This window comes from Streptococcus plurextorum DSM 22810 (genome assembly GCF_000423745.1).
GTDB lineage: Bacteria > Bacillota > Bacilli > Lactobacillales > Streptococcaceae > Streptococcus > Streptococcus plurextorum.
Map to the genome: position 1 here is coordinate 58,382 of NZ_AUIO01000005.1, position 25,423 is coordinate 83,804.

Sequence of the window (25,423 nt, forward strand, 5' to 3'; positions counted from 1 at the left end):
TCTTTAGGTAAGCTTCTTAAGTAACTTTGGCAACTTTTCGTTGAGAGGGAATTGCAGATAGCAGTCCCCTCCCTGACTGCGATGACTTATCGTCAAACGACTGAGCTGTTCGTCAGACATCAGGTTTCTCATCTTCTCTTCAGGAAATGCTATCACAACAAAATGCGGTGAAACTCTATAAGGATAGGGTAATTGGTAATCAGTTAGCCACTCAGAAGCAACTGACATTTCTTTTTGAAAATGCTGACGCAGGCGTTTAATATTTTGATCAAACATGCCATTATCCAGATAAAGCGAAAGAGCGCTTTGCATGATGAGATTAGTGTCATAATCAATCAAACGCTTATAAGCTAAAAATCGGTCTTTCAAAGATTCAGGAAGGACCACTGCTCCCAACCTAAGTGCTGGAAAAATGGACATCGAAAAAGATTTAAGGTAGATCACTCGTTCATGAATATCATAATAATGTAGGGGCAAGTCACTGGATTTTGTAAAATCACCCATATAATCATCTTCTAGAATATAAACATCATAGCGCTCCGCTAATTCAATAATAGCCTGCTTTTCTTCAAGATTATAGGTCAGCCCTAAAGGATTTGAGAAGCGTGATATCGTATAAAAAAATTTAATGTCACCCCTTTTAAAAATCGCCTCTAACTCAGCTAAATCCAAGCCTGAAAAATCTCGGGAAATGGTTAAAAAAGGAAGGTTTTGTACGCTGACCAAATCATACATACGGTGATAAGTCGGTTGCTCCAGTAAAATCGTCTGCTTATTATTGGGAAAATCAATTTGACTAAGGATATAAAGCGCTTGCTGACTACCTGCCGTCACTAAAATCTGCCCCTCTTTAGCATAGACACTGCGCTCCTCGAGATGGCCTTTTAAAGACTTCAATAAACCATCTAGCCCTGCTTGACTATGGTAATAATTGAACAAATAATTTTCACGCCCCTTCAAGGTTTCGTCAAGACAAATTCGGAAATAGTCATAGGTTTGGTAATTATAAGTTTTAAGCTTTAAAGAGAGCTCTTCCTCTTGCTCAATGCCTTCCAAAACATAATAACCACTCTTGCTAACCGAATAAATGTCCTTTTGATGTTTAAGCTCCGCGAGAGCTTTAACCACCGTGTCCTTGCTACACTGATAGTCCCGACTTAACTGACGTACAGAAGGCAACTTCTCCCCCTTTTTTAATTGTCCTGTTCGGATAGCAGCGCTTAAATCATTTACGATTCGTTGATAAATACTCATAAGAATGTGTCCCCATACAGATGTTATCCTATTCTATAATAGGCCTGATATTATTGCAACTGAATGCTTTTCAAGTAAGACAAAAAGTCTGTAAATATTCTACTAAATATCTACAGACTCAAATAGAAATAATCACCTAAAGACGCAATTTACGACGGAGCATCTCTGCACGTTGCTTACCAATCAGGCTATCTGCTCTCCGTGTTAACAGGGCTAAGTAACCATAAACTGCCACACCCAAACCACCTCCTATAAGCAGGTGAATCACACTATTAACTTTTGAACTGACAGGGATAACTCTTACCAATAAAATCTCCACAATGCCCACAATAAGTGCCATCAGCAAAGACATAATGAGAATCAATAAACTATTTTTATAAAATACCTTTTGATTAAAACGCGTGAGCTGATGTACCCTACCATACATGAGATAGATAGACACTGACAAGCCTATCGTCGTCGCAAGCAGAGGACCATAAACGTTTAAAAGAAGGATTAAGGGAATCTGAAGAATCACTTTCACTAAAAAACCGTAGACAAAATAGAGAACTGCTCTGCGATTTTCAAAAAGCGATTGAATAACGGTTCCAAAGAGGGCATAAAAGCCCATGACAAAAATTTGCAACAAGTTAACCACAAAAAGCTGAATCTCAAGCCGACTAGGATTAGGATAAAAAACAGTGTAAAGTGGTCTAGCTAGTAAAACAGACCCCAAAATAGCGGGTGTTAAAAAGAGGAGAAGCATCTGAAGATTATTCAAAATGAGACTAGCTGTCGCCTTGGTATCCTTTTTGATGTAATTCTCCGTAATCAGTGCTATAGCCACCGAACCAATAGACCCTGTTACGGCTATCAAAATCATGGTAATCTTGCTTGGATTAGCAGTCATGTAAGAATAGAGCGTCATCAGTTGTTCTTTGCTCTGTGTCGTCAACATCCCCATCGTATTGACAAAGGTCAATTGGTCTACAAATTGATAAAGCTGAAAAGCTGACCCTATAATCACAAAGGGAATCGCTTCTTTTGTGGTCTCTATAACTAGGGCTAAGGTATTCGTGGCCTGATCACTTGGCTTAGCAAAAAGAATTTTCCCCAGAGTACCATCCTTATGGAGTTGATAAACTAAAAACACTAAACTACCAAGTAAACCAATAAAAGCCGCAAAGGTGGATTGCACAACCGCATCCATGTAGTTCCCTGAGCCAACTTTCATGATAAAGAAGGTCGTGACTAAAATCCAAATAACACGTAACAATTGTTCAATGATTTGACTCGTAGCCGAAGGACGGAGATTATTTGTCCCTTGGAAAACACCACGAAAAACACTCATGAGCGGAAAGAAGAGAACTGCCCAAGATAAACTCCTGATGACAGGAACCAGCTCATTTCCTGCACCGGATAAATTGGCTAAAATCGGAGCAGAAAAGTACATGATACCTGCAACGATGATGCCAAAGATAAGCATCAGTTTTAAAAATTCACGCACCAAATAGTAGCTGACATCCTCTTTACCCATAGCGTTGTATTTAGCGATTTGCTTAGCTACCGCTACTGGAATCCCAACGGTGGAAATCAATAAAAAAAGGGCATAGATGTTGTAACCCATATTAAAATAAGCATTAGCAACATCACGATACGCCCCCAACCAAGCCATCCAAGGAATGATATAAAGGACCCCTAACAATCGGCTAATGAAATTTCCCGCTGTGGCCCAGGCCACTCCTTTCACCATTTTAGACTGTTGTTGATCAGCCTTTATTTTGTGATAATCTTCTGTCATGAGACTCTCTTTTCTCTGGTAGTATTGTCTTAATTATAAACTTTTGCCTGTGACTTGTAAATTCTCAACATTAGGGCTAAAATAGTAGCATGATTAAGATTGAAGAAGTGCTTGATATTCTCAAGCAGGATAATAATTTTCGTGAACTGATGATTGATGGTGCTTTTCACTATCACTCAGAAGGAATGACCTTTGATAGTATCTCCTACGATAGCCGTGACGTTACTAACGGAACCCTCTTTTTTGCTAAAGGTGCTGCCTTTAAACGAGAATTTTTAGAAGCCGCTATCCAAAAAGGCCTCACTTGCTACGTGTCAGAAATAGATTACGAGCTCACTATTCCAGCAATCATCGTGTCAGATATTAAAAAGGCCATGAGTTTGATTGCCATGAATTTCTACGGCAATCCGCAAAATAAATTAAAACTCTTAGCTTTTACAGGAACAAAAGGAAAAACCACTGCAGCGTACTTTGCCTTTAATATCTTGAAACAAAGGCACAAAGTCGCTCTGCTATCCACCATGAATACTAGCCTAGACGGGGGGAAAACCTTTTTTAAATCTCAATTTTCAACACCTGAAAACATTGACCTGTTTCGCATGATGGCTCAAGCTCTAGCAAATGGTATGACGCATCTGGTCATGGAAGTCTCCAGTCAGGCCTATCTGGTCAATCGCGTCTATGGGCTAACCTTTGATGTGGGCGTCTTTTTAAACATCAGCCCAGACCACGTTGGTCCCATTGAGCATCCAAACTTTTCTGATTACTTTTACCATAAGCGTCTTTTAATGGATAATAGCTTAGCTGTTGTGGTCAATTCCGACATGGATCACTTCCCAATCGTGCGTGATCAAATCGGGCAAAAATCACATGATTTTTATGGCAAGCACTCTGATAATACCATCCAAAATAGCAAGGCTTTTTCCTTTGATCTGACTGGAAAACTGGCCGGACACTATGACATCCAGTTGATTGGTTCTTTCAACCAAGAAAATGCTGTGGCCGCTGCCCTTGCCTGCTTGCGACTAGGAGCTCAACAAGAGGATATTTACAAAGGGATTTCAGAAACCACTGTTCCAGGTCGTATGGAAGTCTTGACTCAGAAAAATGGGGCAAAAGTTTTTGTAGACTATGCTCATAACGGAGATAGCCTTGAAAAGCTTCTATCAGTGGTTCAGGAGTATCAGACAGGAGAAGTCATTTTGATTTTAGGAGCTCCTGGCAATAAAGGCGAGAGCCGTCGAGCGGATTTTGGGACGGTATTAAATCACCATCCTAATGTGACTGTAATCCTCACAGCAGACGATCCTAACTACGAGGACCCATTAAACATCTCCCAAGAGATTGCTGGTCACATCAATCGTCCCGTTCGCATCATCGTCGACCGTGAGAAAGCCATCCAAGAAGCTCTCCTCTTGACCAAAAAGAGCACCGATGCTGTCATTATTGCTGGAAAAGGGGCAGATGCTTATCAAATTGTTAAGGGGCAAAAAGTCCCATACCTAGGGGATCTTGAAATTGCCAAGAAAAATCTGAATTAGAAAGTAACCAGATGAAAAGACATGCTTACCTGATTATTGCTCATGACAAATTCGAACAACTCAAATACCTGATTTCCCTACTGGATGATGCCCGTAATGATATTTTCATTCATGTGGACAAAAAGGCAAATATCAGTGATCAAACCCTAGAGGATTTACAAAACGCAACCAAATACTCTAGCGTTTACCTGACACCTCGTTTAGCTGTTCATTGGGGGGATTATAGTCAAATTGAGTGTGAATTGACCTTGTTTGAAACAGCTACTCAAACCGACACCTATGCCATGTATCACTTAATCTCGGGTGTGGATCTCCCCTTGGTCTCTCAAGATAAAATCCATGATTTTTTTGCGGATAAGTTGGATAAAATTTTCATCACACGCAATCAGGTTGACTTTGAAAAAACCAAGCTCTATAAACTGGTCGAACACTATCACTTGACCACCAAAATAAGCGCTCGCGACCTTTCTAAACCTGCACAAAAGCTCCTACGTGCCTATCGTATTCTAGAAAATAAGGTGCAAACCGCATTAAAAATCGACCGTCTAAACGGCCATCGCGCAGAATGGGGGTTGGATTCCTATTCAAATTGGAAATCGTGTAACCACCAGACCCTGTTAACGGTTCTAGCAGAGCGCCCTTTCCTTGAAAAACATTTCCGCCATTCCTATATAGCCGATGAGATGTATTTCCCCCTTGTATTGAAGCGTTCTGGACTCATTGGCAATATCTTCCACTACCAACCATCAAAGGATATCCCTGATGAGTTCCAAGGAAATCTGCGCTACATCAACTGGTGGAAGGGAAGTCCTTATACCTGGACAGATTCTGCCGAAGACCTTGCTCAATTAGATCAGGGTATTGCCTTAGGCCATCTCTTTTCTCGGAAATTTGACCTGGAAAAATACCCTAAGGTCAAAGACTATATCGACCAAAACGTCAAACATTAGTTTCCTCCAGTCAAACATTTTTGAAAAAATAACAATAAAAGACTAGGCAGCCTAGTCTTTTTAATATTAGATCGAATCCCCATTCCAAATGGAGTTTTTCACGATAACATAGTCCACGTGCTTGAGGCTGTCGATATCCCGACCACCAGCGTAGGAAATGGAAGACTGCAAGTCTTGTTGCATTTCCACCAAAGTATCCTTCAAGTGTCCCTTGGCAGGCAAGAGAATCTTCTTCCCTTCAACGTTTTTATAAGCACCCTTTTGGTACTCTGACGCAGAGCCGTAGTATTCCTTGAACTGTTCGCCATCTACTTCTACTGTCTTCCCTGGGCTTTCAATGTGCCCTGCAAAGAGCGAGCCAATCATGACCATGCTGGCACCGAAGCGGATTGATTTGGCAATATCTCCGTGGGTACGGATACCACCGTCCGCAATAATCGGCTTGCGAGCTGCTTTTGAACACCAACGAAGTGCCGCTAACTGCCAGCCACCCGTACCAAAACCTGTTTTCACCTTGGTAATGCAGACCTTGCCTGGCCCAATACCGACCTTGGTCGCATCCGCACCAGCATTTTCCAACTCACGAACAGCTTCAGGCGTGCCCACATTTCCCGCGATGACAAAGGTTTCAGGCAACTCCTTCTTGATATGCTGGATCATCTGAATCACGCTGTCTGCATGACCGTGGGCAATATCAATGGTGATAAACTCAGGAGCATCATCTTTAAGACTGGTCACAAAATCATATTCATACTCTTTAACGCCAACTGAAATCGAAGCCAGCAACCCCTGATCGTGCATCCGCTTGATAAAGGGAATGCGGCCAGCCTCATCAAAGCGGTGCATGATGTAGAAATAGCCTTCCTTAGCCAGCATCTCCGCCACATTCTCATCGATAATGGTCTGCATATTGGCAGGCACCACCGGCAACTTAAAGCTATACTTGCCCAAAGTAACCGTCGTATCCGCCTCGGAACGACTATTGATGATACACTTATTCGGAATCAGTTGCACATCTTCATAATCAAATACGGGTGTCTCGTTAAACATAAAAAACCTCTTTCCATGCTGAAAGAAGGTTTTTGAAGGTACAAAAAGTCATCTCACAGCAATATCAACCTATTTGATGACCTTCCTATAACTCAGTTTTCTGAGCATCGCTAGGTAATTTCTTACCTTTCCATTGTTATTTTAACCGATATGTTTTTCTTTTGTCAAATTTTTTGTGAAACATTTTTAAGAACGTTCGGATTTTACTAAAAACATCTGTTACTCGGCACACAACTAATGTTTTGATTCCGTCGAATATCAGTCTGTCATAATGTGAACAGCCTTTTTACCATTGACAACACGCTTCGTTACAAAACGCTTTACCCATCCTTCAAAGCCGGTATCTGACAACTCCGTGTCTAATTCATCTTTGATTTGCCTTTGCATGGCTTCTACTTCTTCTTTTGTCAATTGACGATCCCTTTCGTCAAACCAGTTTCCATTTTTTATCTTGATTACCATATAGTACCTACTTTCTAGTTCAATTTAAAATCTGCTTTTAATTTATCAATAACGGCCTGAATCAGTTCCCGATTCGGATCGTACTTGACATGTTTCTCATCACTATTAAAGAGTAAGAGCTGTGCATTTTGCAGCTTTTGTCGATGAAAGGAAATCGCTGCACTCGTGATGCCAAGCTCTTCTGCAATGTCCTTACTTTTGGCATGAGGTTGCGTCAGCGCCACCAAAACCTTGTACCTTGTCACATCACTCAGACTCTTAAGTGCTGAGGTAAAATTATCCTCGTCTAGCTCATTATGGCTACTTAAAAGTTGGTTTATCTTGCAGGATAAAATCAAGAAGTTCCTGTGCTTTTCAAACATCTCTTCAGTGGCTGACAGAACCGATAGACGAATCAGCCAAGGACTGACAATATAGAGATCAAAGTCTTTCGTTGTCAGCGTCTCCTGAATCATCTTAAGCGCGTGAGCCTTTCTTATCAAAGCATCAAGATCAAGGGTTTTAACATAACTATCGCGCTCTGCTCTGCTTTTGTCAAGATAAGGCTGATAAAGAGCAACCAGCTCTCGTGATAAGGCAACAGACTTTTTGACATTCTCCTTCAGATCACGACTGAAGGCTAACAGATGCCACTTATCCTCAGGTTTAATGGCTGCATCTTCCAAAATATTCCAATAATCTTTGTCTTTATTGTCTTTCCAACTTTCATCTGTCAGAAACAGACGAAGGCAGAGATCCAGCTCATCCTCTGAAAGGGCAAGGATCTGCTCGTGCAAGTCCTCAATCGTAGACGGTTCCTTATCTTGATTAAGCAGGTAAAAATAACAAGTTGTTAAAAAGCTCCAACCAGCCCCCATAATATGGTAAGCTCTGATTTGCTCCTGATAAGGTAGGAAAAGCTGATAGAGTTCTTCTAAGATTTCTAAGTCTTTGACTAAAATACTACGCTCTTTTTGGGTAAAATCCCACTCACTATCACGATAGGAAAAGACCGGTAGCATGGTTTGCTCAAAAATTTCAGAACGGATTTGATTGTAGGTAAAGGCCATGTCACATCACTTTCTATGCAGTTTCAACAACTGCTTTATTTTTTTAACTTTTTCTTTAATAGTATAAACCAAAAGTAGCAGCGTAAGCAAGAGATAAATGATTGAAATGACCTGAGCCGGTAAGACCACCACCATGCCTGACAGCACAAATTTACTCACCACCATGCCAACCGTCAACAAGGTGTCAATCCCAGAACCAACTGTCGCTAGCTTTTCCTCTGGGATTTCGCGGTACATCATGGCAGAAAATTTAGGAGTGACACCACCAGTCACGACAGCTACTAGAAACAGAATTCCTAAAGCCATGTAGATATTATGTAACACTAAACTAGCAAAGAAAGGCACTAACAAGGCCAGGGTCAATTTGGCCATCGCCAGCAAATCTGCCGCTTTAAAAAGCGTGGTACACAGTACAGAACCAAGAATATTACCAACAAAGAAGGCTATTGAGACAGCTGCTATGGTTGTAGCTGGATTGACAAGGACAAAATCACTAAAATCCTTGACCGTTGCTAGGACCAATACATCAAGGATAGACCCTACAGCATTGATACCGATAATGGTCATGAGGCTCTTTTCCAAGACTGGAATAGCACGAACTGTCGCCATTGCATCCCTAAGCGACGTAGTCAATTCAGTCACCATTCCCTTAGACGCATCCGAATGCTTTGCTGTCTGTTTGATAGGGTTATCAGTCAACAGTTTAGACATGGCAGGACGAAGGGCCAACATGATCAAAGCACTGACAAGAAAAGTCCCTGCATTAAAGAAGGCCAAAGTCTGGTAGCTCATAATAGCAACAAGTACTGCACCGCTTGCCTGAAAAACAATCTGTAACATAGAGCTACTGGCCTGTCTGAAAGCCATGGCTCCCTCACGATCTTCATGAGAAACCACTCTCAATGAAATTGGGGTAAAGAGATAAGTCTCGTATTGACCCGAAAGATCAGATAAGAGGTTAATGACAACTGCCACAAGGACAATCCATAAACTAGGCTCAAAGCCCATAGTAACACCAACTATCACATAAAGCAAGACACGGAAAATTTGGGTTAGTAAAATGGTATCAAGCTTATTTTTTGTCTTGTCAGCTACGACTCCCATGATAAAGCGCGTCAAAATGGGAAGAGACTCTGATAAGGTTACTATACCAAGTGCAAAACTAGCATTTGGCAAAAGCAGAACATAATTCATCAGCGCCAAATAGTATAGGCTGTCCCCAAAGTTAGAGAGCATATCAGATACAAAGGTAGCCATAAAAATCTTATTGGTTAATATCTTTTTCATAAGAATCTCCTTATTTGTTTTTAAGTATTTATTTAACTTTTGTGGTTTTATTTTATCATTTGATTTTTGTTAAGTCAATACTTAAATAAATATTTTTTAAAATATTTTTAAACATTTGTTTAAAAAGTTTGTTTTTTTGCTATTTTAACCTAAAAAAGATATGATTAAAGCATGAATTATCTTGATTTTCTTCCTTACAAAACTGCTTTTTATGATCAAAATCTCCAGTTAGCTTACAGCAACGGCAAAGCTGACGGCACTTTCTTTCCAAGTCAAGACCAAGTCTTGCCTCAGTGGGTCTGGCAGGAACTTAGCCAATCGACAGAAAAAAGCCTTCATCTGGAAATTCCAAATGAGGCTTTTGGTCAGGTTTTTATGCAATCTTATATCATGCTCTTTGATGACAGCGGTGATTTTCAAGGGGTTATGGAAACCGTCCAAGACATCAAACCAATCCTTTCATCTTACCTAGAAAACTCTGCACAAGCTCTTGTCGGCTGGTCGGACGTCATCTCAGGTGCTTCCATCTCAAACGAAAAATGAGTTTGCTGACAGGCAAACTCATTTATGTTTATCTTAGAAGTTCAAAAGTGCCAAGAAGCTTTCTGCTTCGAGTGAAGCACCACCTACAAGAGCACCATCAACATCTGGACAAGCCATGTATTCAGCAACGTTTGATGGGTTTACAGAACCGCCGTATTGAACGCGGACTTTGTCTCCTACTTCTTGACCGAAGTCAGCTGCCACAACGTCACGAACAGCTTTACACATATTTTGTGCATCGTCTTTAGTAGCTGATTTACCAGTACCGATTGCCCAGATTGGCTCATAAGCAATCACAAGTGAAGCTACTTGCTCAGCAGTCAAGTCTTTCAAAGCTGCAGAAACTTGAGCACCTACGAATTCAACAGCTTTACCAGCTTCGTAAGTTTCAAGTGACTCACCACAACAGATGATTGGTGTCAAACCGTTACGGAAGATTGCGTGAGCTTTTTTGTTGATGTCTTCGTCAGTTTCGTGGAAGTAATCACGACGCTCTGAGTGACCGATAACAACATAGTTAACACCCATTTCAGCCAATACTTTTGGAGAAGTTTCACCAGTGAAGGCTCCTGCATCTTCAAAGTAGCAGTTTTGAGCAGCAACTTTCAATTCAGAATCTTTAGCGAACCACAAGAGAGCGTTCAAATCAACAGCAGGCGCTGCGATAGCTGCTTCAATCTTGTCGCCAGCAGGTAATTTACCTGCAATTGCCTCAACGAAAGCTTGTGCTTCTTGAGGGTTTTTGTTCATTTTCCAGTTACCAGCAATAATTGGTTTACGTGACATTTCACATACCTCTTCTTAAAAAATTTTTACTTGTCCATTTTATCACAAAAACAGCTTGATTCAAAGGATTTGTTGCCATCCCTTTTAAAAATAGCTTTTTATCAGCGCCTTTTCGTCATCAGTCAGGGAACGGTAAGCCCCTGGAGATAGTTGTTCTTCCAGAGTAAAGCCTCCAAAGGTGAGGCGTTTGAGATAGGTCACCTTAACGCCATAAGCTAAAAACATTTTTTTAACTTGGTGAAACTTCCCTTCACTGATGGTCAAGTGAGCGGCGCTTTTCTCTGAGCTAGAATGAAGGATCTGAAGCTTGGCAGGTTTACAAACCGGTCCATCTAAAAAGGCTATGCCTTGCTCAAAAAATGACATGGCATCCTCTAGTAGCGGTCCATTGACCTCGACATAATAGGTCTTTGCCACATGGTTATTAGGATGCAACATCCGAAAACCTAATGGACCATTATCGGTAATAAGAACCAAGCCTTCTGTGTCTCGATCCAAACGTCCAACAGGATAGAGCCCTTCCACCCAATCCTCTTTAGCTATCAAGTCAATGATGGTTTGATGTTCCTCATCAGACCTAGCTGATACCACACCAGCTGGTTTATTCATGAGATAGTAGGTATGAGGCGAATGGCAAAGTTGCTTCCCAGATACGGTGATAACTTGCAGACCTGTATCAACATTGTGACTTGCGCTTCTGATCACCTGACCATCTACCTTAATTTGCTGGCTTTTTAGAAGTTTTTTGACTTGGTTGCGAGACTTATAGCCTGATTGGGCCAATAATTTATCCAGACGCATCTATAGAGGTACCTCGAAAACAGCAAGACTAGCCAGCTCCTCCCTTGTTAATCGACGAAATTCGCCTCTTGTTAAATCCTCTGGCAAACGCAAAGGCCCCATACTAATCCGCTCTAATTCAGTGACAACTTTGCCTCTACTAGCAACCATACGTTTGACTTGGTGGAACTTTCCTTCCCGAATCGTGATGTTAACACAGCAACTCTTTTTTTCCTCATCAACTGATAAAATCTCTAAACGGGCTGGCTGACAGGTATGGTCTTTAAGAACAATCCCTTTGTCAAAAGCATCGATATCTTCCTTATTCATGATACCAGATACCTGGGCCAGATAGATTTTATCCACATGTTTTTTAGGTGATAACATGGCATGAGCCAGTTGTCCATTGTTAGTGATAAGGAGAAGACCCGTTGTGTCACTATCTAGACGACCGACTGGAAAAGCCTCCTTATGACGTGCAGTTTCATCTAGCAAGTCAAGTACCGTTCGATGCTTGGGGTCTTCCGTCGCTGAAATCACACCTTTAGGCTTGTTAAGGAGGTAGTAAACATAGGTTTCATGAGTGAGTACCTGATTCTGAAAGCAAATCTCATCTTCTTTTTCATTGACTTGAGCTTTGGGAGAGGTCTCAACCTTCCCATTGACTCTGACCTCTTTTCGCTTGAGCAGGTATTTCACTTCTGTTCGGCTTCCTACACCACAGTCCACTAAAAATTTATCTAATCGCATGAGAGTTCCTTTATACCTTTCATAAAAACACCGAAAAAGTGTGGCTGAGCCACACTTTGATAAAATCGGTAAACTATAGGGTAAATCGACCTGTGTAGTCCAGGTTTTCATCCAAATAATTATAAGAAAGTTTCGTCGATACACTGGTATATTGCCAAGCACCAAATTCTCTATAGTGCGACGTTGCTTTCGCTTCTGCTTGATCCATATAGGTGTAACCTTTTGTATAGTGTGCAACCCAAATATTACGTTCACCAAACAGACGAGTATTCAATGCACCACCTCGAATATCAAGCCAGTTTGCCCCTGTGTAGTACATATTATTGGTAAAACCAAGGCGACTCATCTCAGATACCCAAGCTAGTGTATTTTCATTTAGACGCTCCTTCATTTTCTGCTCTTCAATGTCATTGACCATCAAGGTATCTCCTGACAAGCCAAACTCTCTAGCTTTTTGAGCAAAATACCGCGCCTCTTGTCTCGCCCAATCCTCTGAAGTATAGTGAGAATAATGATAAGCAGATACTTTCATGCCTGCTGCTTTGGCATTTGCGATTTGAGAAGGAGCATAAGGGTTAGTGTATGAGGTCCCTTCTGTTAACTTCACAACGACACCAAGAATGCCTTGGCTTTTCAGTCTTAAAAATTCAGCAACAGAAATATTTCCATTGTGACTACTAATATCAATGAAATAGGCAGGCAATTCTTGCCTTACATCTACCTCCACTGTAGTGCCTGTTACCCCGACCATTTCCCCACGATAATCTGTAATATAGAGGTGAACGTGATAGGTTCCTTTATTATAATTGTGATTGCTTGCTTGGACAGTAAATCGATAAGTGCCATCAGATTGCTTAGTGGCTTGATACCATTCTAGATCATCTTGACCATTAAGCTCTGACCAGACTGGGATAATGACATTCTGCACACCATAGCGCCATTCAATATTAGAGACGACAATATCAAAAGTTCCCGATACCTTGTTGACATTGATAATGTCTAATTGGGCGATTGGGCCCGTCATCTCTGCGAGGCTAGTCTGATTATTAGCTAAGAAAATCAATTGCCCATCTACTGTACGAGCGTAGGTATGAATATGGTAAACATCACCATCATAGTTATGATTCTTACTCTCCACAATAACACTATAGCTACCATCAGCAGCTTTGATTCCCTCATACCACTTGATATCATCCTGATGATTAACATCTGACCAAACTGGAAGACTGATGCTCGTCACATAATCTGGCACGTTCTTTACCACAACCTTGAAGCGGGTAGGGGTGAGGGTTTCAATGACTGTTTCTGAAGATGGAACGTCATAGTTGGTATTTCCATTTAGAAAAATACCATTTACCCACGGTGAGTTACCATAAACATGAATCTGATAGGCTCCTGTTGCATAGCCATGATCTTTGATATTGACAGTGTAAGTATAACTGCCATCATATTGTCTCTGCGCTTCATACCATTTTAAGTCATCTTGACCATTGACCTCTGACCAGACAGGAAGACGAAGGCTGGTGATATAGTTAGGAACATTTGTCACTTTGATTGCAAATTGACTATCCGAAACTCTTGTGACCTTTGTCTCTACTTGAACCTGCTCTTGTGTATGGGTCGTCTTTGTTAAGAAGGAGCGATGACCTGCCTTTTCACCATACAAGTGTAGCTGATAGACCCCTGAATCCAAGTGATGATTAAAGGTATCAATGACCACCTGATAACTGCCGTCTGACTGTTTTTGCGCCTCATACCATCTTAAGTCATCTTGACCAGAATTGTCGCTCCATGCCGGTAGAAGAATCTTGTCATAATTTGTAGAAATATCTGTAATCTTCACTTGGAAAAGACGATCACTAAGCGGAGTAACTGCAAAGTTTGGCACTTGAGGCTGTTGATAAGTCGTCTTACCTATAAAACTACTCTCACCGCTTGATTGAACCCCATAATAGTGAATGTGATATTGACCAGATGAGAAGGTATGATTTTCAATACTGATATTAGCCTGATAACTGCCATCAGCTTGTTTTTGAGCTTCGTACCATTTGATATCATCCTGACCATTGACTTCTGACCAGGTCGGAATAAGGACCCTTTCAAAATAACTAGGAATATTTGATACCTTAACCTGAAAATCGGTCGGTGTTAGTTGGGTAACCTTTGCCTGTGGTTCGGGCTGAACTTGATAATGACTCGTTTTCGTCAAGAAAAAGCGATGACCTGATTTTTCACCGTATAAATGTATTTGGTAATTGCCCCAGTCAAACTGATGATTAGTCAGGTCAACATCTACCAGATAACTACCATCAACCTGCTTTTGCGCCTCATACCACCTGAGATCATCTTGACCATTGTGTTCACTCCATGTCGGCAGAAGCACTTTGTCATAGCCCCCAGAGATATCTGTAATCTTCACTTGAAACCTGCTATCACTCACTTGATTAATAGCTAGCGATGGGACTTGAGGTTGTTGATAGGTCGTTTTTCCTAAAAAGCCATTCTCTCCACTAGTCGTTTTTCCATAGTAATGAATCTGGTAAAGACCTGATGAGAAGGTATGGTTTTCAATACTGACAATCACTTGATAGCTGCCATCAGCTTGTTTTTGAGCTTCATACCATTTGATATCATCCTGACCATTAACCTCTGACCAAATAGGCACTGTCAAACGCTCAATCTCACTCGGCACACCTGAGATAGTCACTTGAAAGTCTGTTGGGTTCAATTGATGAATGATTGTTTGAAGATTGGGAGCCGTTTGGCTAGGCGCAGCTGCAACGTCTTCTTGCAAAAGTTCTGATGCTTGTTGGGTGAGCTGATTATCTTGTTTTACACTAATAGCTTCTGCTTCTATGGCTTCGACCACTAATGCCTCCGTTAAAGGAGTGGAACTATTCCCAGTAGCATCAGTGACACTTGCTTCCAAAGAACTTGTTGATGTTTCCTCAGCAGCTACTTGCATGGAAGCCAAAAACATGGTCAAGGCTAAAGGAATGGTCAAATAGGTTTTTAATGGTCTCTTCATAATATCTCCCCAATATGTCATTTAAGCTATTTTAACATATTTTCAAATGAAGAGCCACTAGATCCAGGATTCCAAAAAACAAGGGTAAATATGGTATAATGAAATGAGATAAGGAGTGTGTATGGCAGTTATTTCATTGCAAGAAGTTGATTACCTTTGTCAAGGAAAATTAATTTTAGAAAATATCAACTGGCAGGTCGAAAAAGGAGAGACCTGGGCACTTCTAGGCCTTAATGGCTCTGGAAAGACCAGTTTACTCAAGCTGATTATGGCGGAACACTGGGCAAGCAAAGGGCAAATCAATATCCTTGGCAAGACCTTTGGTCAAGAAGATATGACCGCTATTCGAACTAAGATCGGTATCGTGGGCACGTTTATTTCCGAGCGCTTGCCTAAAAATATGAAGGCAGAGCAGATTGTCTTGACTGGAAAGTACAAGTCCTCCATCCTCTACAAGGCTTATGGTGAGCCGGAGCTCAATCAGGCTCGACAAATGCTGATTTCTCTTGGTGGAGAGCACCTTTTGGGACGCATCTACGCCAGTCTTTCTCAAGGTGAAAAACAGCTCATTCTCATCGCTAGAAGCCTGATGGAAAACCCTGACATCATTATCCTTGACGAAGCCACTAGCGGTTTAGACCTTTTTGCGCGGGAAAAATTGCTGGCGCAGATTGAACAGATTTCAAAACTCCCTCACGCTCCAACAGTTATTCATGTGACCCATCACTCCGAAGAAATCACTAAGCAAGTTAGTCATGTTCTATTGCTACGACAAGGAAAAATCGTTGCTCAAGGCCCAAAAAAAGATGTCCTAACCGAAGACATCTTATCTGATTTCTATCAAAATCCTGTCACTATTTTTCCAATTGATCAGGATAGGATCTATATTCAACCCAAACTCAGCTAAGAAAGGCTGAGTTTTTTTCACTTAACTCACGGCAAAATCCCAGCCATTTTTCCTCAAATTCTTCTGGAGAAAGCTGGCGCTTAGTCAGGTCTTTGATACTGAAGATACCTTTTTTCCTGACAAGCCAAGACACAGTCTTCATAAAAAGGCCAGTCATCCGTATCCCAGAAACAGGTAAGCTCTGTCACGCCATTCTCATAAGCCACAAAAGCTCTACTATGACCATCTATTAAGAAAATGGTGTCCCCTACTTTTTTAACGGGTAAGGGCTCTAGCTTATCAACAGAAAACCAGATTCGCACAGCATCGACCTTCTGCTTAGATAGGTAACATTGACTAGGTTGGCATCTTTCGATGGGCAAAACAAACATGAGCTAGCTTATCCTTTCGATCATGACCAAAAAGGGTGGGGTGTTGATTTGATTGAGTGGTTGATAGAGCATGGCGGTAAAAAGAGTTTGATCTAGCTGTGCTACAAAATCAAGCACCGCATCTTTTTCCCTATCGCCTCCCTCGTGACCATAGTAAATCATGACCGAAACACGTCCTCCTACCTCAAGCATGGCTAAGATTTTTTCCAAAGCTAGCAAGGTTGTATGTGGTTGTGTGATGACTGATTTATCCGCAGATGGTAGATAACCTAAATTGAAAATAGCGGCGCGAATTGGTTGGTCTACGTACTGATCAACCATTTGGTGCCCATCCAAAATCAGTTGGGCATTCGTTAAACCAAGTTGCGCTAAGCGTTCCGATGTTTTTGCGATAGCCTTTTCCTGAACATCAAAGGCATAAACTTTCTTAGCCAATCCAGCTAGAAAAGCCGTGTCATTGCCATTACCCATGGTGGCATCAATAGCGACACTCTCTTTATCTAAAACCTCTTCCAAAAAGTCATGGGAGAGATGAATGGGACGTTTGATCATATCTTCTCCTAACCTTTAAGCATCTTCCAATAGATGGAAAGAACAATACCTAGTGTCGATGGAATACATATCAGCAATTGTAAAGCAGCAAACTCTCTATTGACCATGAGCACTAGCAAATTCAAGGCCATCCAAAACATAAGTAAAGCCATGCGCTTCCAGAAGTAATCAAGCCCTACATAACGCTCCACGTAAGACTCTTTGGGACGATTCGGGTTATAGTAAACCGTCAAATGGCTCCCGATAGGAAACCACTCTTTCATAAAACCGTTATAAGAAGCGATAGAGTTACGATTAATCACAATACGCTCAGCTAAAGGATCAGATAGCGACTGGGCTTTTGGAGATTTAAATGGTGTCGAAACGGTGACCACGGCTCGATACTCTAGCAACCTTTTATAAGCCTTACCATCTACTTGATATTGGACTATAGGAACTAATCCCCGACCACGCGCATGACCAATCACTTCTCCTATAACACTGGCTGTGGCTTGACAAGCACGATTGCGCTCCCGTAGATACAAGTAGAAAAATCCCCCACTTACCAAAAACAGAAGCAAAACTGCGGCTAGAACGAAGAATAAATCTTGCTGATTTTCTACCATAACTGACACCCCTGAAAACTTCCTCTTTTTTCCATTTCTTTATCAATAGCATTAAGCACTTCCCATTTATTGAGGCTCCACATGGGACCAATCAGCATGTCACGCGGCGCATCACCTGTGATACGGTGGATGACGATATGCTCTGGGATAATCTCCAATTGGTCACAGATGATGTTGACATACTCCTCTTGACTAAGAAGCTTGAGGCGTCCTTCATGGTAATCTCGCTGCATGCGCGTGTTGGTCATGAGATGAAGCAGGTGCAACTTAATCCCATCTATGGCATTGTCGGTGACACAGCGACGGACATTTTCCACCATCATCTCGTGGCTTTCTCCTGGCAGACCATTGATTAAATGAGAAACAATCTCAACCTTTGGTGCTAATGCTTTAACACGTTTCACCTTTTCCACATACAGCTCATAGCTATGGGCACGGTTAATCAAGCGAGAGGTCTCCTCATAAGTGGTCTGAAGTCCCAATTCCAAAGTCACATGCATGCGGTCTGAAAGCTCAGCTAGGTACAAAATCGTCTCATCTGGTAAACAATCAGGTCTTGTTCCAATATTAATCCCAACCACACCAGGTTCATTGATGGCCTGCTCATAACGCTCGCGAATGACTTCAACTCTTTCATGCGTATTGGTAAAATTTTGAAAATAAACCAAGTATTTTTTGACATCTGGCCACTTGCGATGCATAAAGTCAATCTCATGATAAAACTGCTCACGGATAGGAGCTTCTGGTGCTACAATGGCATCACCAGACCCTGAAACCGTACAAAAAGTACAGCCTCCACGCGCAACCGTCCCATCACGATTAGGACAGTCAAAACCTGCATCAATGGGCAATTTAAAAATCTTCTCACCAAATAATTCTCGGTAATAGTCATTTACCGTTCGATAACGTTTTTTCATAACCTTATTGTAACACAAAAAACGCCAAGAATCTTGGCGCCGTCTGTCGATTATTTCTCCACCTTTAGCCAGTTATGGTAATGGTCTAAAAGATTAACTGCCATCTGAGTTGCCAAAGCTACCGAAAAGGCTTCTGTCCCCTCAAATTCTTCTGCAGCAATTTCTACTTTACTTTCCTCATAGATAGCTTTCAAACTCTCTACGGACAAGGTTTCCTTAAACGCTTCAAATGATTTCATAACAGAACCCCTTTTTCTTTTATATGTAGCACTTTTTCGGTACTTATCAAGCGCTTTTTCATAGAAAACAGGCGGGTATAGCATCTGCATGTTCTTATTCGCTTGTCTCTTGTAATAGTGAAAAAAAGCTGTGCGAAAATGGGATAAATCCTCTTGAATTTGGCAAAAGCCTTGTTTAGACTCTGGTGGTCTTACCTGTGGATAAAAGTCATCAAGTGACCGCGACAGCAAATTTCCCCCGGATACATAAGCCTGCTCCTGCAAAAGCATCCAACGAGGATTTCTTGATATCAGGCCACTGTGAATGATTTGCAGTAGCTGTTGATTTTGAGTTTTCTGAAAGAAGGGCATGGTTTGACTAGCATAAGGTAAGCGCAGAAAGGTCAATATATCCTGGTCAAAAGAGCACGATTTTTCAAGATAGGATAGCTTTCCCTCCCAATCCTCGTAAATCAGGTATTTGAGCCGCAACTGGCGTTTCCTGACGTCAAGCTCCCAGTAATGAAAGCCCATATTGGAACTAAAGTACAAGAACTGCTTTTGAAGACTGGTCAGACGCTTCCCTAACCATAATTTTTCACCCAGCAACCACCTGACCTGATAGCCTGCGTTTTGATAGGCTTTTGTCCGCTCACGTAAACGTTGTTCAGAAAGTCTCGAACACTGGACTTCTAGCACTAATTTTTCCCCTACCCAAAGATCCGCAATCTGCCCCAAACCAGGCAAAAACTTTTCAATCTCCACGATATGCCGTTGAGACAAACTTGAAAATAACTCAGCTTTCAATGCCAGATGCTCCTCTGATTCATTTTCATGAAAAAAGTGACATGTTTTCAGACTGACATGAGCAAAATGTGGGCGCATAATGGAACCATTTCTCAAAATTACTGGTTCTTGACAGGCTGGACATTTGAAAGCCTGTCTTTCAGGAATCCCATCCAGTAAATTACAGAGCTCTCCTTGATGATTTTTGGCAACAAACATCTCTTCCTCCTATCTTATTATTCGCGAAAACGAAAAAAGCTAGGGGAAATCCCCTAACTCTTAATAAGCTGCTACTCACTAGTTGCGATTTTCTAAATCACGAAGCAATTGATCAATTTTATTACCATACTCAATTGAGCTATCTTTTTCAAAGACAAGATCTGGGATTTTGTACATGGTTAGATTTTTTCCCAGTTCACGTTTGATTGTCCCCGTAGCCTTTTCAAGACCTATCTGTGCCTTTTGATTATCAGAGGCCAGGGTAGAGTGAATGGTGTAATAAACTTTTGCTACAGACAAATCACCCAACATTTGCACATCTGTGATAGTGACGTCCTGAACACGCGGATCACGCACTTTGAGACGTAAAATCTCATTGACTTCTCGTTTGATTTCCATACCAACACGGTCAATACGATGGTTTGCCATATTCTTTTCCTTTCTTTAAAATGACTGTCCTAAGATGGGAAGAACTCAGACTCCCTGATAGCCTTCTGCTACAAACTTGCTGTCTCAGGGCTCATTCATATGTTAACAAAAGCTAGGCTATCAACCTAGCTTTTAACGCCTGTTAAAGGAAAATTCCAGGATTGTTTCTAGCTTCCTCTTCTTTTCCCAAAATAGACCGGAGCCTTTCACCAAAACACTTGCTAAAGACTATTTTCTCTTAATTTCTTCCATGATGTAGGCTTCAATAGTATCATCCACCTGAAGATCATTATAATTTTCAATCATAAGACCTCCCTCACGACCGTTTCCGACTTCTTTAACATCATCCTTAAAGTGTTTAAGGCTTGCTAATTTCCCGTCAAAAACAACCACTCGGTCACGAATAACACGAACACTTGCATCACGGGTCACCTTACCAGAGATAACCATGAATCCACCGATAGTACCCACTTTAGATACTTTGAAGGTTTCACGAATAAGAGCTTCACCAATGATTTTTTCTTCAAATTCTGGGTCAAGCATCCCTTTCATTGCATCTTCAATTTCTTCAATAACCTTGTAGATGATGCTGTGTAGGCGGATTTCAACATCGTCCGCATCTGCTTGTGCACGTGCTTGCGGGGTAGGACGGACATTAAATCCGATAACGACCGCGTTTGAAGCTTCTGCCAAAGTCACATCAGACTCACTGATAGCACCAACAGCTGAGTGAACCACATTAACTTTAACACCTTCAACTTCGATTTTAAGCAGTGACGCTGCCAAAGCCTCAACAGATCCTTGTACGTCAGCTTTGATGATGACATTAACCGTCTTCATTTCACCAGCTTTAAGGGTGTCAAAGAGGTTATCAAGGCTGACACGTTGTGTGTTTTGACGTTGTTTGAGAAGGGCACGTTTAGCACGCTCTTCACCAGCAGCACGCGCAGCTTTTTCATCTTCATAGACAGCAAAATGATCTCCGGCCATAGGCGCTTCGTTAAGTCCCGTGATTGAGACTGGCATCGAAGGTTCTGCTGTTTTGACACGACGGCCTAGGTCATTGGTCATGGCACGCACACGTCCAAAGGTATTACCAACAACGATAGGGTCTTGAACATTGAGCGTTCCTTGCTGAACAAGAAGGGTTGCGACAGCTCCTTTTCCTTTATCCAAACGCGCTTCGATAACAGTACCGATAGCACGCACGGTTGGGTCTGCCTTAAGCTCTTGAATCTCTGCAACCAAAAGCACGGTCTCTAAGAGTTCTTCGATATTTTGGCCAAATTTAGCTGAAATTTCAACGAATTCAGAGTCTCCGCCCCAAGAAGTTGACATGATGCCATGCTCTGCTAATTCACCAATAACGCGCTCAGGATTAGCACCTGGCTTATCAATTTTGTTGATAGCAACAATGATTGGTACATTTGCAGCCTTAGAGTGATTGATAGCTTCGATGGTCTGCGGCATAACACCGTCATCCGCTGCTACGATAAGAATAGTGATGTCTGTTACAGAAGCACCACGAGCACGCATGGAAGTAAATGCCGCGTGTCCAGGTGTGTCTAGGAAGGTGATTTTCTTACCATTTGCTTCGATTTGGTAGGCACCGATATGCTGAGTAATGCCCCCAGCCTCACCAGTTGCCACCCGAGAATTACGAAGGGTATCCAAAAGGGTTGTTTTACCATGGTCGACGTGTCCCATAATCGTAACAACTGGCGCACGTTCCACCATCTGATCAGGGTTCAAGTAGCCTTCTTCAACAAAGAAGCGTTCGATATCAGCATTATCAACCTCTACCTTAGCCTTTGCCTCAATCCCGTAATCCACCATGAGAAGTTCAATCGTATCTCCATCAAGCGATTGGTTTTGTGTCGCCATAACTCCCATCATAAAGAGCTTTTTGACAATTTCTGCCGGCTCACGTTTGATGCGCTTCGCGATTTCCGCAACGGTCATGCCTTCTGTGTATTCAAATTCTTTTGGCAATTCATGAAACTTACGTTCTGTGACAGGTGCAGGTGCCGTAGTTGACTTGCCTTTTTTAGTTTTCTTATTATTCCAGTTGCTATTACGTTGATTTCTCACTTGGTTTTGACTATTCCACTTATTATTTTTTGTTTGCTTTGGTCCATCCTCATTGCGATAATCATTATCACGTGATTTCTCTGGACGAGCTTTTTTACGACGCGTATCAACAGCCTGAGGGACTGGCTGCGATGCTTCTTGTGCGACTTTAGGAGGTCTTGTTTCAATCACAGGCGCTTGCTGTTGAACTTCTTCAACTTGCGCTTTTAGATTCGCTTGACGAGCTTGTGCTTGACGCTCCTGTTCTCTACGTTTGGCCTCTTCTTGCTCACGGAAACGAAGCTCGCTATCTCGTGAGTATTCGGCATTTTGTTCAGCTTTCAAGGCTGCTGCTCGCGCTTTAAAATCAATGCGTGGTGCAGATGGCGCCGTCTGTTGCTGACGATTATCCTGACGAGGATCGCGCTTATCAAATCGATTTTGATGATCTGGGCGTCGATTGTCTTGACGGTTTTGATGCCCTTGCTCTTTACGAGCTCCGCCTTGCTGATGGCGCTGATGATCCTGTTTATGGTCACGACGGTCGTTACGGTTTTGATTGTGGCCGCTATTTTTTTGACGACGTTCCGCTTGTTCTTTAGCCTTAGCCTCACGCTCTGCTTTGAAGTTGCGGATTTGCGGGCGAACAGGAGCTGGTTTTGCAGCAGGTTTATTTTTATCTGCTGATTCTGCTTTAACAGCTTCAGCTACCTGTGGAGTTTCCGTCACCTTATCAGCTGCTTTTTCTACTTTAGGGGCAGTTGATTGTTCTGCCTTGGGTGCTTCTGCTTTTGGTGCTGATACTGATTTAGCAGCTCCGCCATTTCCAAAGGCATCAATAATGCGTTTAGCTCCTGCATCATCTACACTAGACGCGTGGGTCTTAACATCTAGCCCAAGCTCTAAAGCTTTAGCAACAACTTCCTTACTGGTTTTACCAATTTCCTTGGCAATTTCATTTAAACGTTTCTTAGACAAATCTTGTCCTCCTATTCTTTAGTCCATAAGAGTCCTCATTTTCTTTGTAAATCCAGCATCAACCACACAGACAACCTTACGAGGTTTTCCGAGGGACGTGCTTAATTCCAGTGTATCAAACACTGTGGAGACTTCTATTTTGTAATACGTGCTTTTGTCGGTTACTTTTTTAGTCAAATTTGCTGCAGCATCACGGGCTAAAAAAACGAGTCGAGCTTCCTGATTTTGGATAGCTTTTATGACAAGTTCTTCGCCTGAAATAACTTTACCGGCACGTTGGGCAAGGCCCAGCAAATTTGACAGTTTTGCTTTATTAGTCATGATCATATTTTAATCTTTGCGATACCTTAGAACCTGTGAAGAGGTCACTCTCGTGATTGCACTCGATAGCCTTAGAAAACGCCTAAGCGGTGCAGGACTTTTTTCTTCCTAGCTCTCTCCAGGTTTTCTGATGCCACACTCAAACCTTGTAGGCACGGTTTCAGCATCTTTGATGCGACTTGGTGTCGCTTAGCGCTAAGAACTGCTACTCCAATCCCAACTCGCGACGTTTGACCTTATGGTCCACGTAGGCAATAAGATCATTATAAAAATCTTCTGGAACATCCATCGAGAAAGAACGATTGAAGACCAATTTTTTCTTAGCTAGCGCTGCTTCTTCATTGTCCAACTTAATATAAGCCCCTCGCCCGTTAGCCTTACCTGTCGGGTCAATAAAAACATGGCCTTCCTTGTTTTTGACAATCCGAAGCAAGTCGCGCTTATCGATAATCTCGCCAGAGACGACCGATTTTCGTAAGGGAATTTTGCGAGTCTTCATAACGGTCGTCCTCCTAATTAGTCTTGGTTTTCTACTGCTTCAAACTCACTGTGGTCAGCATCATTAGCTGATGCTTCTACAGCTCCAGCCTCGTTTTCCCATTGTGCCAAGATTTCCTCATATTCAGAAGCTGACTTGATGTCGATGCGATAGCCTGTCAAGTGTGCCGCAAGGCGGACGTTCTGTCCACGACGACCAATAGCAAGCGATAACTTACTATCTGGCACGACAACCGTCGCACGTTTAGCATCTTCTGGATCAAAGATAACATAGTCAACTTCAGCTGGCGCAATAGCGTTGTAGATAAAATCTGCTGGATCTTCTTGCCACTCAATGACATCAATATTTTCTTCAACTGGGACTGACAAGCCTGTCTTGGCATCTGTACGCATCGGGTGGAAGTTGCTGATAACCTTTTTGATGTTAGCTCCACCACGACCGACAATTGTACCGATAGCATCAACGTTTGGATTGTGGCTACGAACAGCTACTTTCGTACGATCTCCAGCTTCACGTGAGACACTCATGATTTCAACGGTGCCATCAAAAACTTCTGGGATTTCACGTTCCATGATGCGTTTGATAAACTCAGGATGGCTACGGCTAACAAAAACGTTAACCCCTTTAGGATTATTTTCGACTTTGTAGACATAAACATCAATCATGTCATGAGATTTCCATGTTTCACCAGGAATTTGATCCTGATGAGAAAGCTGAGCTTCTAAACTCCCGAGATTCACATAAATGAAACGCTGATCAAACCGTTCGACGGTACCTGTCATAATCTCGCCTTGATGTTGCATGTATTCGTTATACATGATTTCACGCGTCTGCTTGCGCATTTTTTCCATGATTGTCTGTTTAGCAGACTGCGCTGCCACTCGGCCAAACTCCTTTACAGACTCTTCAAAGCGGATTTTATCCCCAAGCTCATAGGCAGAACTAATCAGCAGGGCATCTTTGAGACTGATTTCAAGGCGTGAATCAAAGACTTCATCAACAACTTCACGAACTGTAAAAACTTGGAAATCTCCTGTTTTTTCGTTAAATTCAACGACACAGCTCTCTGATTGGCCATAGCGGCGTTTATAAGCTGATTTGAGTGACTCTGTTACCGCATCAATAATGTCTTCTTTTTTAATGTGTTTTTCTTCTTCCAAAACCTGGAAGGCTGCTAGCATTTCTTTGCTCATAATATAAGATATAGAGGGACAGTCAATTTCCATCATCAATAGAAAATTAGACGAGTCTGCCCAGCTTCTAGGAAACTTCTCTTTTTCCCTAGGAAATG

Annotated in this window: 23 protein-coding genes and 1 pseudogene; 4 read left to right on the plus strand and 20 right to left on the minus strand. The window is 42.0% G+C overall.

The window, feature by feature from the left end:
* Positions 1-3: 3 nt before the first annotated feature.
* The gene (locus tag G575_RS0105265; RefSeq protein ID WP_027971795.1) at positions 4-1,254 is read right to left on the minus strand and encodes an aminotransferase-like domain-containing protein; all 1,251 of its coding nucleotides are present in this window, start codon (positions 1,252-1,254) and stop codon (positions 4-6) included.
* A 136-nt stretch (positions 1,255-1,390) separates the two neighbouring features.
* Positions 1,391-3,034, minus strand: a complete 1,644-nt coding sequence (locus G575_RS0105270; protein ID WP_037622726.1) for a putative polysaccharide biosynthesis protein — start codon at positions 3,032-3,034, stop codon at positions 1,391-1,393.
* Positions 3,035-3,123: 89 nt separating this feature from the next.
* On the opposite strand from G575_RS0105270, the gene G575_RS0105275 reads away from it, so the two are divergent.
* Together G575_RS0105275 and G575_RS0105280 are read left to right on the plus strand one after the other, a co-directional pair.
* The gene (locus G575_RS0105275; protein ID WP_027971797.1) at positions 3,124-4,575 is read left to right on the plus strand and encodes a UDP-N-acetylmuramoyl-L-alanyl-D-glutamate--L-lysine ligase; all 1,452 of its coding nucleotides are present in this window, start codon (positions 3,124-3,126) and stop codon (positions 4,573-4,575) included.
* A gap of 11 nt (positions 4,576-4,586) precedes the next feature.
* Positions 4,587-5,525 carry a beta-1,6-N-acetylglucosaminyltransferase gene (locus G575_RS0105280; RefSeq protein ID WP_027971798.1) on the plus strand — a complete coding sequence of 313 codons (939 nt, stop codon included), beginning with the start codon at positions 4,587-4,589 and terminating at the stop codon, positions 5,523-5,525.
* A 66-nt stretch (positions 5,526-5,591) separates the two neighbouring features.
* Here the strand turns inward: G575_RS0105280 and guaC are convergent, their stop codons facing one another.
* The 4 genes from guaC to G575_RS0105300 form a co-directional block, all read right to left on the minus strand.
* Complete coding sequence (gene guaC / locus G575_RS0105285) at positions 5,592-6,575, minus strand: GMP reductase (protein ID WP_027971799.1); 984 nt, start codon at positions 6,573-6,575, stop codon at positions 5,592-5,594.
* Positions 6,576-6,833: 258 nt separating this feature from the next.
* Positions 6,834-7,037 carry a hypothetical protein gene (locus G575_RS0105290; RefSeq protein WP_027971800.1) on the minus strand — a complete coding sequence of 68 codons (204 nt, stop codon included), beginning with the start codon at positions 7,035-7,037 and terminating at the stop codon, positions 6,834-6,836.
* 14 nt (positions 7,038-7,051) lie between these two features.
* On the minus strand, positions 7,052-8,086 hold the full coding sequence (locus tag G575_RS0105295) for an ArsR/SmtB family transcription factor (RefSeq protein ID WP_027971801.1): 1,035 nt from the start codon (positions 8,084-8,086) through the stop codon (positions 7,052-7,054).
* A 6-nt stretch (positions 8,087-8,092) separates the two neighbouring features.
* Positions 8,093-9,373 (minus strand): MFS transporter, encoded by a 1,281-nt coding sequence (locus G575_RS0105300; protein WP_027971802.1) that lies wholly within the window; start codon positions 9,371-9,373, stop codon positions 8,093-8,095.
* 171 nt (positions 9,374-9,544) lie between these two features.
* Between G575_RS0105300 and G575_RS0105305 the strand changes: the two genes are divergently transcribed.
* Positions 9,545-9,916, plus strand: coding sequence for a PAS domain-containing protein (locus tag G575_RS0105305; protein WP_027971803.1), 372 nt, complete (start codon positions 9,545-9,547; stop codon positions 9,914-9,916).
* Between the two features lie 33 nt (positions 9,917-9,949).
* Here the strand turns inward: G575_RS0105305 and tpiA are convergent, their stop codons facing one another.
* From tpiA to G575_RS0105325, 4 genes are all read right to left on the minus strand, one after another.
* Positions 9,950-10,702 (minus strand): triose-phosphate isomerase, encoded by a 753-nt coding sequence (tpiA, locus tag G575_RS0105310; RefSeq protein WP_027971804.1) that lies wholly within the window; start codon positions 10,700-10,702, stop codon positions 9,950-9,952.
* An 84-nt stretch (positions 10,703-10,786) separates the two neighbouring features.
* A complete protein-coding gene (locus G575_RS0105315) occupies positions 10,787-11,503 on the minus strand; it encodes a pseudouridine synthase (protein WP_027971805.1) in 717 nt (238 codons plus the stop codon).
* On the minus strand, positions 11,504-12,232 hold the full coding sequence (locus G575_RS0105320; RefSeq protein ID WP_027971806.1) for a pseudouridine synthase: 729 nt from the start codon (positions 12,230-12,232) through the stop codon (positions 11,504-11,506). It lies immediately after the preceding gene.
* A 73-nt stretch (positions 12,233-12,305) separates the two neighbouring features.
* Positions 12,306-15,260 carry a GBS Bsp-like repeat-containing protein gene (locus tag G575_RS0105325; RefSeq protein ID WP_027971807.1) on the minus strand — a complete coding sequence of 985 codons (2,955 nt, stop codon included), beginning with the start codon at positions 15,258-15,260 and terminating at the stop codon, positions 12,306-12,308.
* 121 nt (positions 15,261-15,381) lie between these two features.
* Between G575_RS0105325 and G575_RS0105330 the strand changes: the two genes are divergently transcribed.
* A complete protein-coding gene (locus tag G575_RS0105330) occupies positions 15,382-16,167 on the plus strand; it encodes an ABC transporter ATP-binding protein (protein ID WP_027971808.1) in 786 nt (261 codons plus the stop codon).
* 80 nt (positions 16,168-16,247) lie between these two features.
* On the opposite strand, the gene G575_RS11180 is transcribed toward G575_RS0105330, so the two are convergent.
* The 10 genes and pseudogenes from G575_RS11180 to nusA form a co-directional block, all read right to left on the minus strand.
* Positions 16,248-16,538: a hypothetical protein gene (locus tag G575_RS11180; protein ID WP_027971809.1), complete on the minus strand. Its 291-nt coding sequence runs from the start codon at positions 16,536-16,538 to the stop codon at positions 16,248-16,250.
* A 3-nt stretch (positions 16,539-16,541) separates the two neighbouring features.
* Complete coding sequence (gene mnmM / locus G575_RS0105340) at positions 16,542-17,090, minus strand: tRNA 5-(aminomethyl)-2-thiouridylate-methyltransferase MnmM (protein WP_027971810.1); 549 nt, start codon at positions 17,088-17,090, stop codon at positions 16,542-16,544.
* Positions 17,091-17,098: 8 nt separating this feature from the next.
* Positions 17,099-17,695 (minus strand): DUF3592 domain-containing protein, encoded by a 597-nt coding sequence (locus tag G575_RS11185; protein ID WP_051176939.1) that lies wholly within the window; start codon positions 17,693-17,695, stop codon positions 17,099-17,101.
* The gene (mnmL, locus tag G575_RS0105350; RefSeq protein ID WP_027971811.1) at positions 17,689-18,612 is read right to left on the minus strand and encodes a tRNA modification radical SAM protein MnmL/YtqA; all 924 of its coding nucleotides are present in this window, start codon (positions 18,610-18,612) and stop codon (positions 17,689-17,691) included. The genes G575_RS11185 and mnmL overlap by 7 nt, the downstream gene beginning before the upstream one ends.
* 293 nt (positions 18,613-18,905) lie before the next feature.
* Positions 18,906-19,835 (minus strand): annotated as a pseudogene (locus tag G575_RS11190) (competence protein CoiA); the annotation flags it as partial.
* Between the two features lie 78 nt (positions 19,836-19,913).
* A complete protein-coding gene (rbfA, locus tag G575_RS0105360) occupies positions 19,914-20,264 on the minus strand; it encodes a 30S ribosome-binding factor RbfA (protein ID WP_027971812.1) in 351 nt (116 codons plus the stop codon).
* A 228-nt stretch (positions 20,265-20,492) separates the two neighbouring features.
* Positions 20,493-23,312, minus strand: coding sequence for a translation initiation factor IF-2 (gene infB / locus G575_RS0105365; RefSeq protein ID WP_027971813.1), 2,820 nt, complete (start codon positions 23,310-23,312; stop codon positions 20,493-20,495).
* Between the two features lie 18 nt (positions 23,313-23,330).
* Positions 23,331-23,633, minus strand: coding sequence for a YlxQ-related RNA-binding protein (locus G575_RS0105370; protein WP_027971814.1), 303 nt, complete (start codon positions 23,631-23,633; stop codon positions 23,331-23,333).
* Positions 23,634-23,838: 205 nt separating this feature from the next.
* Complete coding sequence (gene rnpM, locus G575_RS0105375) at positions 23,839-24,132, minus strand: RNase P modulator RnpM (RefSeq protein WP_027971815.1); 294 nt, start codon at positions 24,130-24,132, stop codon at positions 23,839-23,841.
* A gap of 17 nt (positions 24,133-24,149) precedes the next feature.
* The gene (gene nusA / locus G575_RS0105380) at positions 24,150-25,325 is read right to left on the minus strand and encodes a transcription termination factor NusA (protein WP_027971816.1); all 1,176 of its coding nucleotides are present in this window, start codon (positions 25,323-25,325) and stop codon (positions 24,150-24,152) included.
* Positions 25,326-25,423: the final 98 nt, after the last annotated feature.